General features: G+C 64.8%; 14 protein-coding genes. 2 read left to right on the forward strand and 12 right to left on the reverse strand.

Translation table 11 applies throughout. The features are described 5' to 3' along the window. Positions 1-13 precede the first annotated feature (13 nt). The gene (locus AC07ZH_RS17770) at positions 14-367 is read left to right on the forward strand and encodes a phage holin family protein (RefSeq protein WP_495200766.1); all 354 of its coding nucleotides are present in this window, start codon (positions 14-16) and stop codon (positions 365-367) included. Here the strand turns inward: AC07ZH_RS17770 and AC07ZH_RS17775 are convergent. Continuing rightward, positions 335-1,870 carry a M48 family metalloprotease gene (locus AC07ZH_RS17775; RefSeq protein ID WP_495200744.1) on the reverse strand — a complete coding sequence of 512 codons (1,536 nt, stop codon included), beginning with the start codon at positions 1,868-1,870 and terminating at the stop codon, positions 335-337. The two genes, AC07ZH_RS17770 and AC07ZH_RS17775, sit on opposite strands and share 33 nt — an antisense overlap. 142 nt (positions 1,871-2,012) lie before the next feature. On the opposite strand from AC07ZH_RS17775, the gene moaC reads away from it, so the two are divergent. After that, complete coding sequence (moaC, locus tag AC07ZH_RS17780; RefSeq protein ID WP_119109908.1) at positions 2,013-2,510, forward strand: cyclic pyranopterin monophosphate synthase MoaC; 498 nt, start codon at positions 2,013-2,015, stop codon at positions 2,508-2,510. Between the two features lie 9 nt (positions 2,511-2,519). On the opposite strand, the gene AC07ZH_RS17785 is transcribed toward moaC, so the two are convergent. From AC07ZH_RS17785 to AC07ZH_RS17835, 11 genes are all read right to left on the reverse strand, one after another. Further along, a complete protein-coding gene (locus AC07ZH_RS17785) occupies positions 2,520-4,085 on the reverse strand; it encodes a Wzy polymerase domain-containing protein (RefSeq protein WP_495200745.1) in 1,566 nt (521 codons plus the stop codon). Beyond that, a complete protein-coding gene (locus tag AC07ZH_RS17790; RefSeq protein WP_495200746.1) occupies positions 4,082-4,909 on the reverse strand; it encodes an ABC transporter permease in 828 nt (275 codons plus the stop codon). The genes AC07ZH_RS17785 and AC07ZH_RS17790 overlap by 4 nt, the downstream gene beginning before the upstream one ends. Positions 4,910-5,184: 275 nt before the next feature. Further along, positions 5,185-6,021 (reverse strand): ABC transporter ATP-binding protein, encoded by an 837-nt coding sequence (locus AC07ZH_RS17795; RefSeq protein WP_495200747.1) that lies wholly within the window; start codon positions 6,019-6,021, stop codon positions 5,185-5,187. After that, a complete protein-coding gene (locus tag AC07ZH_RS17800) occupies positions 6,005-7,027 on the reverse strand; it encodes an ABC transporter substrate-binding protein (protein ID WP_495200748.1) in 1,023 nt (340 codons plus the stop codon). Before AC07ZH_RS17800 ends, AC07ZH_RS17795 begins: the two co-directional genes overlap by 17 nt. 159 nt (positions 7,028-7,186) lie before the next feature. Continuing rightward, positions 7,187-8,008 carry a TfpX/TfpZ family type IV pilin accessory protein gene (gene tfpZ / locus AC07ZH_RS17805; protein WP_495200749.1) on the reverse strand — a complete coding sequence of 274 codons (822 nt, stop codon included), beginning with the start codon at positions 8,006-8,008 and terminating at the stop codon, positions 7,187-7,189. Between the two features lie 120 nt (positions 8,009-8,128). Further along, positions 8,129-8,716: a pilin gene (locus AC07ZH_RS17810; protein ID WP_495200750.1), complete on the reverse strand. Its 588-nt coding sequence runs from the start codon at positions 8,714-8,716 to the stop codon at positions 8,129-8,131. A gap of 199 nt (positions 8,717-8,915) precedes the next feature. Further along, positions 8,916-9,707, reverse strand: coding sequence for an MBL fold metallo-hydrolase (locus AC07ZH_RS17815; RefSeq protein WP_495200751.1), 792 nt, complete (start codon positions 9,705-9,707; stop codon positions 8,916-8,918). A gap of 10 nt (positions 9,708-9,717) precedes the next feature. Next, on the reverse strand, positions 9,718-11,934 hold the full coding sequence (locus tag AC07ZH_RS17820) for a CHASE2 domain-containing protein (RefSeq protein ID WP_495200767.1): 2,217 nt from the start codon (positions 11,932-11,934) through the stop codon (positions 9,718-9,720). Positions 11,935-12,014: 80 nt separating this feature from the next. After that, entirely contained in the window at positions 12,015-12,695 is a 681-nt protein-coding gene (locus AC07ZH_RS17825; RefSeq protein WP_495200752.1) for an FHA domain-containing protein, read from the reverse strand. A gap of 53 nt (positions 12,696-12,748) precedes the next feature. Further along, positions 12,749-13,549, reverse strand: coding sequence for a Stp1/IreP family PP2C-type Ser/Thr phosphatase (locus AC07ZH_RS17830; protein WP_495200753.1), 801 nt, complete (start codon positions 13,547-13,549; stop codon positions 12,749-12,751). Then, positions 13,549-15,231: a serine/threonine-protein kinase gene (locus tag AC07ZH_RS17835; protein ID WP_495200754.1), complete on the reverse strand. Its 1,683-nt coding sequence runs from the start codon at positions 15,229-15,231 to the stop codon at positions 13,549-13,551. The genes AC07ZH_RS17830 and AC07ZH_RS17835 overlap by 1 nt, the downstream gene beginning before the upstream one ends. Positions 15,232-15,436: the final 205 nt, after the last annotated feature.

The following is a 15,436-nucleotide window of genomic DNA, read 5'->3' on the forward strand; positions in this document are numbered from 1 at the left end:
TGCTGAGCGCATGTTGAAAATCCTCGCCAAATGGCTGCTCAGCGCCTGCGCGCTGCTGGCGGTCGCCTACCTCTACAGCGGCGTACAGGTGCAAAGCTTCAGTTCTGCCCTGATTGCTGCTTTCGTCATTGGCCTGTTCAACGCCGTGCTGCGCCCGGTGCTGGTGGTGCTGACGCTGCCGGTCACCATCGTCACCGTGGGCCTGTTCCTGTTCGTCATCAACGCGCTGATGTTCTGGGCTGCGGCCGGCGTGCTGGACGGTTTTCACGTCAGCGGCTTTGGCGCGGCGCTGCTGGGCTCGCTCTTGTATTCGCTGCTCGGCCTGGTGATCGAATCAGCGCTCGGCGGCCTGTTCGCGAAGAAGTGACTGCATGGCACGCAGCCGGGTGTCGATGATGGACACCTCGACGTAGTCCGCCGGCGTGCTGCTCTTGGCGGCCAATGCCTGGCCCGCCTTGAAGCGGTCCACCGCCCCCGCGTAGTCGTACTGCGCGGCGCGCGCCTCGCCCTCGGCGCGCACCGCGCGCAGCACCTGGCCTTGTGCATGCAAGTTCGATGCAAGCGCTTGCCACACCCCCGCATCGTGCGGATGCAGCGCCACCCAGCTTTGCAAGTCGCCCGAGATTTCGCTGGCCCTGCCAAGCGCCAGCAAGGCCTGCGCGCGCAGCAGCAACTCGGGCCGCTGCTGGCTTGCACCTGTGGCCAGCAGCTCAGGCAGCGCCGCCTCCGGCTGGCCCGCGCGCAACGCGACATCGGCGGCCAGCAGCCGCACCTGGCGGCTGGCCGCCGCATCCTGCGCGACCAGGGGCCGCAGGCGCGCCAGCAGGCTGCGCGCAGTGGCTGGCTGGTTGAGCTGACTGGCAGCAAGCACCCCGGCATACAAGGTCGCCGCGCGCTCGGCGGGCGCCAACGTGGCAAAACTCCGGTCCGCGGGCGCGTCTTCCCATTGGCGCAGCGCGTCCACCCCTGGCCCGGCAAGCACGCGCGCACGCGCCGCCAGCAATCCGTGGGCCTCCAGCGAGAACGCCCCCGGCGCGTGCGGCGGCACGGCGTCGCGCGGTTGGCGCGCCTGCATGTCGGCAATGCGCTGCGTGGTCAGCGGGTGGTTGCGCAAATAGGGCCATGAGCCGTTGTCGTTGATGCGGTTGGCCTGCTGCAGCTTGTCGAACATGTCGACAAAACCCCGCGGAGAAAATCCGGCCGGCACCATCAGGCCCATGCCCACGCGATCGGCCTCGCGCTCCATGTCGCGCGAGAAATTGAGCTGGTTCTGCACTACCAGCGCCTGGCCCCCGACCGCCAGCGCCTGCGCCGCCTGCGGGTTCTTGCTGGCCGCCAGAATGCCCAGCACCATGGCGCCGAGCATCAGCGGCATGGTCTTCGCCTGCCGGCCGATCAGGCGCGCAATATGGCGCTGGGTGATGTGGCTGAGCTCGTGTGCCAGCACCGAGGCGAGCTCGTCGGGCGTGGCCACCACGCCGATCAAGCCCAGGTTCACGCCCATGAAGCCGCCCGGCAGGGCAAAGGCGTTGACCGTGCGGTCATGCTCAAGAAAGAGCTCAAAGGAAAAGTGCTCGTCCAGCTCCGGCGAAATCTCGCCCAGCGAGCGCGCCGCCCCCAATAGCGCCTGCCAGATGGTGCCGACGTATTCAAGCAATTGCGGGTCGTCGATGTAGTCAGGATCGCGGTAGAGCTCGCGGGCAATGTCGTCGCCCAGGCGCCGCTCGGCGCTGGCGCTCATCTCGCCATCGTCGCCCAAGGTGGGCAGGCGGGCTGTGCCGAGCGATTGTGCCGCTGCCAAGCTGCTATTTGCTATAAAACAAATAGCTATAAACATCCGAAAAATATGCGATAGAGGCCAAATTCGCATCAAAAACCTTTGGAATGTGGTGGCGATCTTAGAACCTGGGCGGCACACGGCGCCTCGCGACCTGCGCCGCCATCGTGGCGGGCACAAGTTTCGTATGATGGCCCGCTCCGGCGAAGGTTCGCCGCGCCAGCCATTCTTGCCCATGTCCGCACTCACCCACTTCGACGCCCAGGGCCAGGCCCATATGGTCGACGTCGCCGCCAAGGCGGCCACCCACCGCATCGCGATCGCCACGGGGCGCATCGACATGCTGCCCGCCACGCTGGCACTGATCGAGGCGGGCAACGCCAAAAAAGGCGATGTGCTGGGCATCGCGCGCATCGCCGGCATCCAGGGGGCCAAAAAAACCAGCGATTTGATTCCGCTGTGCCACCCGCTCGCCCTCACCCGCGTGGCGCTGGACTTCGGCCCCGCCAGCGCGCAGCAACCGGGCGCCATTGGCATTGCCTGCACCGCCACGGTAGAAACGGTGGGGCCCACGGGCGTGGAGATGGAGGCCCTCACCGCGGTGCAGGTGGCCCTGCTCACCATCTACGACATGTGCAAGGCAGTGGACCGGGGCATGTCCATCCACGGCGTGCGCGTGCTGGAAAAGCATGGCGGCAAGTCGGGGAGTTTCGTGGCGGGCGCGCAGCCGTGAAACCAGGGCTCAGTGGCCCAGCGCCCCCGATGCCTTGCCCCCACGCAGCCAGCGCGCATAGTCCACCGGGTACGCGGCGGCGTAGCGCCGGCGGTGAAACTGCGCCTCGTCGGCAAGGCCCAGCAGTTCGGCACTCTCGATCAGGCGCTCGATCACCCGAGGCTCGGGCGAGTAGTGCAGCAGATCGCTGGCCATGGCATGCACCTGGGCTGCATTGGCGGGGATCACGGTCTGCGTCGTCAGGTAGGCAAAGCGGGCCGCATCGTCAAACAGCGGCGCCCCCACGACGCGCCCCTGGGCATCAAGGCGCAAAGCCGCGCTGCGCTCGGACAGCGGGTAATAGAGCTGGCTTACCGCAGCGTACTGGCGCGCCACAGCACCCACAATAACTATTAAAATGATAGCTGCAAGTGCTTGTAGATATTGCGCTAGAGGCCATTTTTCCTTGAATTTCTTCGCTGACTCCGGCGTGAACAGTAAGCCCAGCGCGCACAACGCCGCCAACTGGAACGGGCCGTACCAGAGCGGAAACTCCAGCATGCTGTGCGCCGTGATCGCCAGCAGAATGCCCCAGGCGAGCTGGCGCTGCGGTGCCGTCTCCTGCCAGGGGCGGGCACGCCAGACCAGCGCACCGGCGATGGCGCAAGCCGTCAGCGCGGCGGGCAGGCCAAGCTCCACGGCGAGATGCAGCGGCAGGTTGTGGGCGTTGTCCAGCAGCGTGCAAAAGCGCTCGCCGGAAAACAGCGTGGTGTAGTGGGCATAGTCGAGCTCCCCCCAGCCCCAACCCAGCCAGGGCCGCAGGGCGATCAGGTCGAGCACGTTGGACCACAGCACGCGCCGGCTGCCGCAGCCGTAAGAGGCCGCCACGCGCGTGAAGACCCCACTGCCGTGGACGCCCGCAGTGCGCCACAGCAGCGCGGGCAGCATCCAGCCTGCCAGGACATACAGCAGCAGCCCGCCAGCGAGCAGCTTGCACGCCCCGGCGCCCAGGCGTTCTCGCCATAGCCCTGCCAGGCAGAGCAACAACAGCCACTGCAACAATCCGGTGCGCGACGCCGTGGCCGCGCTGCCCACCGCCAGCAAGGCCATGGCCGCCCACAGGGCCGCCACACGCCAACGCGGGGCAGCAGGCCGCCCTGCCGCTCTGCTTTGCGCCGCCCACCAGACCAAGGCCCACACGCCCAGACTGAGCAGCGTCGCCTGCTGGTTGCGCTGGCGCAAGTTGCCCATGGCCTGGCCGGTCGGTGCGTCGTAGACCCAGGGGGCAAGCGCGCCGTGCAGGCCGAAGTACTGCGCCAGCCCGATGCTACTGGAGGCCAGCGCCGCACACAGCAGCCCCACGGCCAGCAAGCGCGCCCAATGCCGCGTACTCCAGGGCTGACCTACCCATCTCTGCACGGCCGATGCCAGCAAGAGCAGCGCAGCGCACAGCCAGCTCGCTGCCAGTGGCCAGAAGTTGGTGGAGGGCGGCCGGGTGAAACACCACAGGAAGGGCAAGGCGACCGCCAGCACTGCGAGCGCTGACAGCGAAGCCGACCGGGGATCGGAACGTCCGGGAAAGCTAACAGGGGTCAAAGCTTTTCGACTTCGCCGGCCTTGGGCTGCCACTTCATCAGGTGCCGCTCGATACGGCCGACCGCGCCGTCGAGCACCAGGGCAAACGCCGTGAGCACCACAATGCCGGCCATCACGGTATTGATGTCGAAAGTGCCTTCAGCCTGCAGGATCAGGTAGCCCACGCCCTGGCTGGAGCCCAGGTATTCCCCCACCACCGCGCCGACGAACGCCAGGCCCACGGAAGTGTGCAGTGAGCTGAACACCCAGCTCGTGGCGCTGGGCAGGTACACATGGCGCAGCAGCTGGCGCGGGCTCGCGCCCAGCATGCGGGCGTTGGCGAGCACCACCGGGCTCACTTCCTTGACGCCCTGGTAGACATTGAAAAAGACAATGAAAAACACCAGCGTAACGCCGAGCGCCACCTTGGAGCCCATGCCGAGCCCAAACCACACCGAAAAAATAGGCGCCAGCACAATGCGCGGCATTGAGTTGAAGGCCTTGATGTAGGGCTCCAGCAATGCCGATGCCATGGGCGCAAGCGCCAGCCACAGGCCGCAGGCAAGGCCGGTGCCGGCGCCCACGGCAAATGCCATGACGGTTTCCATGAGCGTGACGGCCAGATGGCGGTAAATGTCGGCATCGGTGACAAACCACGCCCAGATACACCTAAAAACCGCCAGCGGCTGGCCGAAAAAGAAGGCTGCCTGGCGGTCGTTGTCGAACATGAACGGTGGGATGAAGCCCGGCCGGGTCATGGCATCCCAGAACAGAAAGAGCAGCACCAGCAGGCCAAGCTGCCAGGCGCGCAACGTCGCCGCACGGGGTTTGATTTTTTGCCACATGGTCGTAAACAGGTTTGCAATCAATGAGAGAACAAGGCGCGATGCCGCGGACAGTACGAACGTACGGCAAGGCGAAGCAACGCGGTTATATCTTTGATTGCGAAACTGCCTTAGGGCAATGCTGAATAAGTCACCGCGATGACGCGCGCCGTGCATCGGGATGGGATGCAAGGCGCAAACCGCAGTCATAGCCGCAGCTATGGCGAGGATTTGCAACGCCGCAGACCGCCCGAGGGACGGATGCGCGGCGCGTGAGGGGCTTGTGCAGCATTGCCTTAGGCGGCTTTCTGCAACTGTTGCTGATAGCCCTTGAGCACCTCGGCGCGCATGACATCCCAGATGCCGGCATGCAACTCCCGAAAACGCCGGGTCATCTTGATTTCGGCCACGTCGCGCGGGCGTTCGATATCGATCACGAATTCGCCCATGGGGTGCGAGGCCGGCCCCGCACTCATCACCACAACGCGGTCGCTCATGGCAATGGCTTCATCCAGGTCGTGGGTGATGAACAGTACCGCCTTGCGCTTGGCCTGCCAGAGCTGCAGCACCTCGTTTTCCATGAGCTGGCGCGTCTGGATGTCGAGCGCAGAAAACGGCTCGTCCATGAGGATGATGTCCGGGTCGAGCACCAGCACCTGCGCCAGGCTGGCGCGCTTTCGCATGCCGCCGCTCATCTGGTGGGGGTAGCGGTCACCAAAGCCCGCAAGACCCACACGGCCCAACCACTCCTGGGCCAGGGCCTGCGCCTGCCTGGCCGGCATGCCACGAAACTCCAGGCCGGCAGCCACATTGGCCAGCGCCGTGCGCCAGGGCATCAGGCTCTCGGCCTGGAACATGTAGCCGGCCCGGCGGTTCAGGCCGACGAGCGGCTCGCCAAACACCGCCACGCGGCCCAGACTCGGCGCCAGCAGGCCGGCCGCCACGTTCAGCAGCGTGCTCTTGCCGCAGCCCGTGGGGCCGACCACGCTGACGAACTCGCCTGCGCCGACACGCAAATCCACCTCCTGCACAGCGGTATAGCGCTGGCCGGGGGCGTCCTTGCTGATGAAGGTGCAGGCAACGCCTGCCAAATGCAGCGCCGGTTCGCCGGCCGCTTCAGCGCTTGCCGGCATGTGCCTTCTTGACGAATGCGTTGGTATAGACGGCATCGAGGTCGAGCTTGGCCGCCGCCATCTTCGGGTCGACGCTGGCCAGCGCGCGGTACGCCGTGCGCGCGCCCGCAGGGGGAAACATGCCGTCGGGCGACAGCGCCTTTTGCGCCGCCAGGAAACCGTCGATGTAAATCGCCCGGTCGCCCAACAAATAGCTCTCGGGCACCACCTTGATCACATCGCCCGGCCCGGCGGCCTGGATCCAGCGGTCCGCGCGGACGATGGCGTTGGTCAGCGCCTGCACGGTGCCAGGGTTGGCCTGGACGAAATGCTCCGGCGCATACAGGCAGGCGGCCGGCATGGGGCCGCCAAACACCTTTTCGGCCTCTGACACGAGACGCGTGTCGGAAACGATTTTCAAGTCGCCCGAGCGCTGCAAGAGCGTGATGACCGGGTCGAGGTTGCTGATCGCGTCGATCTGCCCCGAGCGCATCGCCGCCACCGCGCCGTTGCTGGCGCCCACCCCGACAAAGCTGACCTCGCTGGGCTTGACGCCCGCCTTGGCCAGCACGTAGTTCACCAGCACATTGGTCGAGCTGCCCGGCGCCGTGACGCCGATCTTCTTGCCACGCAGGTCGGCCACCGACTGGTAGTGGGGCATGGTCTTGGGGTTGATGCCCAGCACGATCTGCGGCGCCAGCCCCTGCAGCACGAAGGCGCGCATGGGCTGGCCCTTCAACTGCATGTTCACCGTGTGCTCGAAGGCACCCGACACCACGTCCGCACTGCCCCCCACCACGGCCTGCAGCGCCTTGGAGCCGCCGGCGAAGTCGACGATGGTGACATCCAGCCCCTCGTCCTTGAAATAGCCCAACTGCTCGGCAATGGTCAGCGGCAGGTAATAGAACAGGTTCTTGCCGCCGACGGCGATGGTGAGCTTGGGCTTTTCGATGGCCTGGGCGAAGGCCAGGTGGGGAAGGGCTGCGCTAGCGAGCGTGGAGGCGATGAGGTGGCGGCGGGTGAGCATGGGGGGTGTCTCCTGGGGCGAATTGTTGGATGGATCGGATGCCGGCACGCGAAGCCGGGCTGCCGCAACCAAAAGGAAAATGCTACCACCTGCCCGCTTCCATCGCCGTGCAAGGCGTATGAAATGCCGAGGACACGCACACGCCGCAGGCGGGCTCAATCAAAAGAAACCATCCACATGGGCATACCCGCGCAGGCGGGCGGTGTGCGGGTCGATCAGCACCACCCAATCCATCGCTCGACGGCTGACCAGCGGCAGCCAGCGCAACGCAGCGCCATCGGTGGTTTCGCCCGGCTTGTGGTTGGCCAATGCGCGCCCTACCGCCGCATCCATCAGCGCCGCCTGGCTGGGGTATTTGCCACGCAGTTCGCTCAGTGGGCGGGCGCGTTGCAGCACCTGGGCGGTGCTGAGCGCATAGTCCTGCCACCAGCTTGGGCGCTGGCTGGGCTCAACGCCCTGCAGCGAGGCATCGATGCTGGCCAGCTTCTCGGCGGAAGTGCTCACAGGGCGAAGCCCCACGGTGCGCGGGCGCGCCAGGCTCCAGGGCTGGGCCCAATCGGGAACAGTCGCGTCTTCGCCCTCGTTCAGGTCGGAATAGGTCACCACGCGAAATCGGTCCACCTCATGCACCAGCGCCACCGGGCGGGCATGTGCCAGCGTATGAATACCGTAGCCAAGCGCCAGCAACTGGATGAGCGCCACTAGTGCCAGATCGCGCCGCAGCTCGGCGCGTGGCTTGGCGGGGTTGAACACCACCAGGGTGAGCGAGGGGCCGCAGACCACATCGACGCCGACAATCAACCAGAACAACTCCGTGCCGCCCACCAGTTCGCGCAGCGGCGAGGGAAACCACAGGCCAAACACCAACGCTGCAACCACGCCCGCCACGGTGGCAGACAACAGCAAATGGATGGCAGCGGCGCGCAGCGCATGGGCACCGCGGGAGTGGAATACGGAAGGGAAAGCAGAAACTTCAGGCACGGCAGCAGCAAAAAATGAAGAGAGAGAGAGAGAGAAAGACGTGGGGTTCCCATCATCAACGAAAACGCCCGCAAAAGCGGGCGTTGTGTTTCTCACCCGGCGCTTAGCTGCGCCTGACGATCAACGGCACTCGGACGGCATATATTTAGCCAGCACCGGAGCAGCATTAACCGTTATATTGGTCAGCCCGCGACCGTTTGCAGATACGTTGGTTGCAGAAGTGCAAGCCCAATCCACAGCACCGACGGAAGTTGCCACAGGCAATGCGCCCTGGACATTCGGAAGGAGGTTAAACGCCTTTCCGTTCAGGCCGGTGGGAATACCATTGCCTGAAGTGGCTGCAATTGCTACCGAGATGGTCCAGTTGGTCGCCGCTGCAGGGAAGGGAGCGCAGTCTGCCGCAGTTGGAGCACCGCCAGCAGCTGCGTTGTATACACAGTAGTTCAGGACATATTTTGATGCCTTTTGCTGATACGGCGTTGCATTGATTGCGGTCGCAGCAGCTGTCAACCCTGTCACACCGTCAGATTGGAACGCTTCGCTCAACACACCTTTGGCAGAAGAGCCGGCGATCACACCTTCAGAAATCTTTGCCCGAACCGTGTAATCCTGATAAGCAGGCAAAGCGATAGCGGCCAAGATACCGATGATCGCCACAACGATCATCAATTCGATCAAGGTAAAACCTTGTTGGAGAGAACGCTTCATGAAAACCCCCTAGGGAAAGTTGCAAATGCACAGGGTATGCAGCAAATCCTGTGCCAGGATTTTTACGGCACGTGAGGTGAGACATTTCAAATTGGCAGTCTCTCAACGTGACACGTTTGCGCACAGATTGCACATTTTTGTCACCTTCAGTCTGCCGCTTTGCCCCGGCCCGTCTTTTGTGGTGCCTTGCGCTGCCCCCCTACACCTCAAACTCCTGCCCCGCCTCCAGCCACCGAATGTCGTGCCTGGCCGGCGCCCCCGCTGCCGCATGCGCGTCAAACCGGCACACTTCTTCATAGATGAGCGCCGTTTCCGACGGCTTGGTGTGGGTGATGCAGATGGGGCAGTTCGCCGCACCCTGGAACTGCGCCAGCTCCTGGGCCAGGGTGTCCGACGACAGATGCCGGCTGCGCTCGGCCAGCAGGTGTTCGCGCCGGCTGAACGCGGTCTCAATCACCAGCATGGCAACAGGCAAGGCATTCACGCGCTGCCAGAACGCCGGGTTGCGCCCGGTGTCGCCGCTGAACACCCACCAGCCGCGCTCGCCCTGCACGGCATAGCCCACGGCCGGCACGGTGTGCAGCGCGGGCAGTACTTCGAGGACAGCATCCGCCACGCTCAACACTTCGCCAGTGGCCAGAGGGACGCAACGCAAAAAGGGTCTGTCGCTGCTGGGGATACGGCTGAAGTCGGGCCAGATGGTGCCGTTGAACACATGGGCGCGCAGGGCGGCAATGGTTTCCGGCAGCGCATGCACCTGCAGCGGGGCGCTGCGCATGGCGGCCACCGAATCGATCATCAGTGGCAGGGCGGCGATGTGGTCCAGATGCGAGTGGGTGAGGAACACATGGTCGATGGCCGCCATTTCGTCCAGCGTCAGGTCGCCCACGCCGGTGCCCGCATCGATCAGGATGTTGCGGTTGACCAGAAACGAGGTGGTGCGGCAGCCTTGCGAGATGGCGCCGGAACAACCAAGCACACGGATTTTCATAGGGCTGCGGCTATTTGGTATCGAAACGGGTCGCCCCGTCCCAGTCGGGCTGGTAGGGTAACACCCGCAGCATGGCCACACGTTCGGCGTACCAGGCCAGCAGCTTGCTCTCAGGATCGGCGCGGCGCAGGGATTCTGCATGGCGATCGCAGGCCGCCCAATCCTGCGCGCGCAAGCTGGCGAGCGCCTCGTTCCATTGCGCCAGCCTGTGCATCTGATCAGGCGCGACCTCCCCCAACCGGCCGAGCGGGTAAAAAATGGCGACGGCGTCTTCCTTGCCCTTGACGCGCACACGGTCGAGCTCCTGCCAGACGAAACCACTCGCCTGCTGGCGGGTTGCCTCGCTCGCCACAATGTCCACGCCGTAGACTTTGCACAAGCCTTCCAGGCGCGAGCCAAGGTTGACGGCGTCGCCAATCACGGTGTAGCTGCGGCGAATGTCCGAGCCCATGTCCCCCACGCACATGGGGCCGGTATTGAGCCCTATGCCGATGCCGATCTCTGGCAGGCCGGTGGCGCGGTGGCGGGCGTTGAGCGATTGGACAGCAGCAACCATGTCCAGCGCCGCCTGCACGGCCAGCGCGGCGTGCTGCTGCGTGGGCACCGGTGCGCCCCAAAAGGCCATGACGCAGTCCCCCATGTACTTGTCGATCGTGCCCAGATGCGCGCGAATGGCCTGCGTGAGACGGCTGAAGATGTCGTTGAGCAAGGCTTGGAGCTGCACGGGCTCCATGCGCTCGGACATGGCGGTAAAGCCGCGCATATCGCAAAACATCACGGTGAGTTCGCGGCTGGCGGCCTGCATGCTGTAGCGCTCGGGCGCGAGCAGCATCTGGTCCACGAGTTCAGGGGGCACGTAAGTGCCAAACAGGTGCGCCAGGTTGCGTTTGGTGCGGCTCTCTGTCAGGTAGCCATGGGCCATGTCGAGTGCGGTGGCCACCACCACCACGGCCAGCGCACTCGCCAATGGCAAGGCCAAGCCGTCGACCAGATACAGCTGTGCATTAAGGCCTACCAAGGCCACCAGTACAGCGGCGGCCAGCAGCAGCGCACGAGCGGCGCTGAGCAAAGGCAGTACCAGCGCCAGCAGCACGCCAGCAACGACGATTTGCAATACGTCAAAGGCGGTGGCGTAGTCGGGCCGATAAATCGCCTTCCCGCTCAGGAACCCCGAGAGCACATTGGCGTGCACTTCCACACCGGGGTACGCGCGCCCGACAGGCGTCGCACGCAGGTCCTGCAGGCCCGGCGCCGTGGAGCCCAGCAGCACAATTTTGCCGCGCAGGCTGCCGGCGGGCAGCCTGCCTTGCAGCACGTCAGCCGCCGAGATATACCGAAAAGATCCACCACTGGGCCCACCCGGCCCGCGGTAGGGCACGAGCGTTGCCAATTCCTCGTCCACCGGGAGGAATTTCCGCCCGCCACTTGCGTGCAGCTCGACGCCGCGCAGCAAGTTGCGCTCGCCCGGCACTGGTTCCGTAGCAAACGCCGGCACCACATTGGCGCCGCCCAGGAAGGTACGGTAGACGGCTAGCGCCAACGATTCGTAGTAAGCACCCTGGTACTCCGCCAGCAGAGGCAATGAGCGCACGACACCGTCCTCATCGCTCATGGTATTGAAGAAACCTGCTGCTGGAGCCGCCTGCGCCAGGACGGCAAGGTTGCTGCCAAAGCCGCTCCAGACAGTAGCGTTGAGCAGGCTTCCCCCCATCTGCTGCAGCGTCAGCGCAGGGGGCGGCAGGGCACCACGCCCCTGGCCATCGCGGTCGCTGGTGAAGTAGTAGCCGAGCACGGCATTTTGCGTGTCCATCGCACCGGCAAAGCGCGCGTCATAGTCGAGCGTGGGTGCAAGGCCAGTCAAGGCTTGTGCAAAGCCAGGCTGGCTCTTGAGCGGGCCTTGTGCCAGCTCGTTCAGGCGCGCGAGGCCAGAGCTGGTATCGGCCTCGGCAAAGACCACATCGAAGCCCAGCACCGCGATCTCTTGGCGTTGGAACAGCTCGTTGGCAAACGCCGCCATCTTGTCCCGGCCCCAGGGCCATTGGCCGACGCGCTGCAGGCTGGCTTCGTCAATGTCGACAATGACGATGCGCCCGTCGGGCGTATGCGGCAACGTCGCACGCAGGCGCACGTCGTACAGCAGGTGCTCAAGCCGCTCGAGAAACTGGAACGATACGCCGCCTGACGCATGCAGCACGCCCAGCACAACGGGCGCGAGCACCCACACCATCCGGCGCCAGCGCCGCTGCAGGAGGCTGGCCCATCGCGGTGCCACGGTGCAGGCAGGCTGCGCGCGTCAGCCGCTCTGGCTCACACGTGAACGAACTGCATTTCCGTCCCTGCCAGCGCCAGGCGGTCGCCGTCTTTCAGGGGCACGGGATCGTTGCCAATCCGCGCTCCGTTGAGTTCGGGAGGCTCGGGGCCCTCGACATGCGCCAATACGAAGCCATGGTGGCGCCGGGTCACCGATGCCACGGCTACCCCGGGTTTGCCAATGGTGGTGACCACCTTGGTGAGCGCCACCTCACGGCCTGTCGCAGGGCCGGACAGCACCCGGATGACGGCAGTAATGACCGTACCCCCCGCACTTCCAAACCCTGACAGCGGCGCCGGGCCGGTGGTGGGAGCAGCACTGCGCGCAGCGACTGCCGGCAACACCATGCCGGGCTTGAACACCATGGTTTTCTCAAACTGGGGGTCTTCCGCCTCGTTGAAAAAGCGGATTTTGTACTTGCCGACTTCGAGCGTGTCGCCGTTGCGCAATTCGTGCCGCATCACGGCCTTGCCGTTGACGTAGGTGCCGTTGGTGCTGTGCAGGTCTTCAATGGCGACGTCGTTGCCGGCCATGTGAAAGGCCGCATGCTCGCCACTCACGGCCAGGTTGTCGATCACGATGTCGTTGTAAGGGCGCCGCCCCAACGTGGTCCGCTCTTTGGTGAGCTCCACTTCCTTGATGACGACCCCGTCAATCGAAACAACCATTCTTGGCATGTCCCACTCCCGATGTATTGGCTTACGTGTTGGATTCGTTGCGGCACAGGTGATCAGGCGCGCAGCAAGCGCGACATCAAGCCTTGTTTGCGCGGGCCCATGCTCGCTTTCACCAAGACCACACTGATATTGTCGCGCCCGCCTTGGCTGTTGGCGGCCGCAATCAGCCGCTCGGTCTTCTCTTCGAGCGAGCTGCGCGGCGCAAGCAGGGCGGCAAGCTCCGCGTGGCGCACCATTTCGCTCAGCCCATCGGAGCACAGCAGATACAAGTCGCCCGGCTGCACCTCGAATTCATTCACTTCGAGCAAAACCAGTTCTTCGACCCCCAACGCACGGGTGACGAGATTGCGACTTGCAGACACCGCCGCCTGTTGCGGCGTGATCAGGCCAGCGTCTATCTGCTCCTGGAGCCAGGAATGGTCACGCGTGATCTGCTCCAGCACGCCTTCGCGCAGGCGGTAGCAACGGGAGTCGCCAATATGCCCCAGCATGAGACGCGGGCCTTGAAAAACACCAACCACCAAGGTAGTGCCCATGCCGGTGTACTGCATATTGGACTCGGCAGCCTCCAGGATGGCCTGGTTGGCGTTGTCCACGCATATTTCCATGGCCCGGCGCAGATCGAACGATTTGGCCCGCGGGCCCGCCTGGGCAAGCCAGCGCGCCATTTCCCTCTGAATGAAGTCGATGGCCATGCGGCTGGCCACTTCACCCGCGTTGTAGCCACCCATGCCGTCGGCGAGCATCGCCAGTTGGGCCTGCGAATCGACGCCTACCGCGTCTTCGTTGTTGGCCCGTACACGACCCGTATCGGTACGCGCACAAAACTCGTAGCTCAGCGACACCGCACTCATCAGATCCTCGAACGCGTGGCGTGGGGTGCTGCCGGCGCGGCCGCGCTGTCGAACACTGTGTCTGGGAAGTCCGCCATGGGGTATTTGTGAAAATCTGTCCGCGCATCATAGTCGAGTGGGGGGCCGAAATGCGCATCCGCAGACGGGCGCATTCCCGAGCTGGCCTCGCGCAGGGCGGCCGCCATTTGCGCCCCGGTCTGAAAGCGTGCGCCGGGGTTCTTGTGCAAGGCACGCGCTACCACCATGGCGACCGATTCCGGAAGGTCCGCGCGCAGCGTGCGCACGTCAGCCGGCACCTCGTTCGCAATGGCGTGCATCAGAGCGCTCATGGACTCGCCGCGCAGCGGCAGGCGGCCCGTCAGCAGCTGGTACAGCGTCACGCCCAGCGCATAGATATCGCAGCGGCCATCTGCCTTGGTTCCCACGATCTGCTCTGGCGCCATGAAGCTTGGCGTTCCCAATACAAGACCCGTACGGGTCTTGCTGTTGTCCGTAATGCGCGCAATACCGAAATCGGTCACCTTGACGGTGTCCGTTCCAGCGTCGTACAGGATATTGGAGGGCTTGATGTCGCGGTGCACCACCTGGTGCTGGTGGGCATAGTCGAGCGCGTCGGCAACACGCGCAGCGATGGACAGCAGGATGGGCACCGCAAGCCAATGCTCTGGCTGGACTGCGTGTGACAAATCCTTGCCACGCAGCCGCTCCATGGCAATCCAGCTAAGGCCTTGTTCGTCGCCTGCGTCGTAGATCGCCACGATCTGGGGATGCTGCAGACGGCCGGCGGACTCGGCCTCGCGAAAAAACCGGGCGCGGGCATCCACCAGGGCGGCGCCCTCGAATTCGCTGCCCAACGCGAGCGTCTTGAGGGCGACGGCCCGGCCAATCACCGGATCGTGCGCTGCATACACCCGGCCCATGGAACCGCGCCCCAGTTCACCGTCGATCTCATAGCGGCCCAGGTGTTGGGGTGCAGCGAAGGCTTCGGCTCCCTGCGGCCGTGCGCTGGGCAGGCCTTTTGCCTGGCGTTCTACTTCCGCCAGACGCTCCGCGCGCCCGAGGCGAGCTCCGGCATCGCGGTACAGCGGGGCGTGTGCGACCAGGTGGGCAAAAACGCCACGCGCCCCTTCAAATGAGCGGTTGCGCTCAAAAGCTTTGCCCAGGTGGTACAGATCGCGCAGCACCTCGCCGCGCACCGGCAACTGCACAAGTTTGTCGAATGCGGCGTCGAGCTTGCCTTGATTTTTCAAGTCGCTCGCCAGACGGCGCACCTCGTCTTGCAGCGCCGTGCCGCCATTGCGCGCTGCGGCAACCTCACCCTTGGCCGCACGCCGCGCGAGGTAGGTGTAGTGCCCGGTAAAGAGCGCCAGCAGCGGCAAGGCCAGCATCCGGCCCTGGCTCCATCCCACCGCGACACAAATACCCGCTACCCCGACGCCGGCCAGAACGCCCGGCCAGACGCGCAGCAGCGGCAGCAGGGCGAGGCAGGCCAGCACCACCAGCAATGCCGCCAGAACCAGCAGCGATGGCGGCAGCGGCACCAAGCCTGTAGCGACGCAGACCAGCACCGCCAGTGCGGCAGACGCCACAGGCCAGAGCGCATCGCGCCGCCACAATGCCGCATCCGGCGCACCATACCGTGGCGCCGGATGAACCCGGTGCGCGTTTTGCTTGCTTGCCACAGTGGTGCTCCCTCCGAACGCGTTGCCAACCATCGATCTTGGCCAAAAAACAAGCAATTTTTGCGCCCGTTGTACGTGCAGGACGGTGCTGCCGGTCTCGACAACAAAAAAAACCCGCACGCAGCGGGTTTTCGGAGGGTGGCGCGGCGCCTATTCCGTTTCTCAATCAATCGAGTACGCGAAGGCGAAGTGCAGGCAGTACAGG

Source organism: Simplicispira sp. GW247-4R2A (assembly GCF_059424465.1).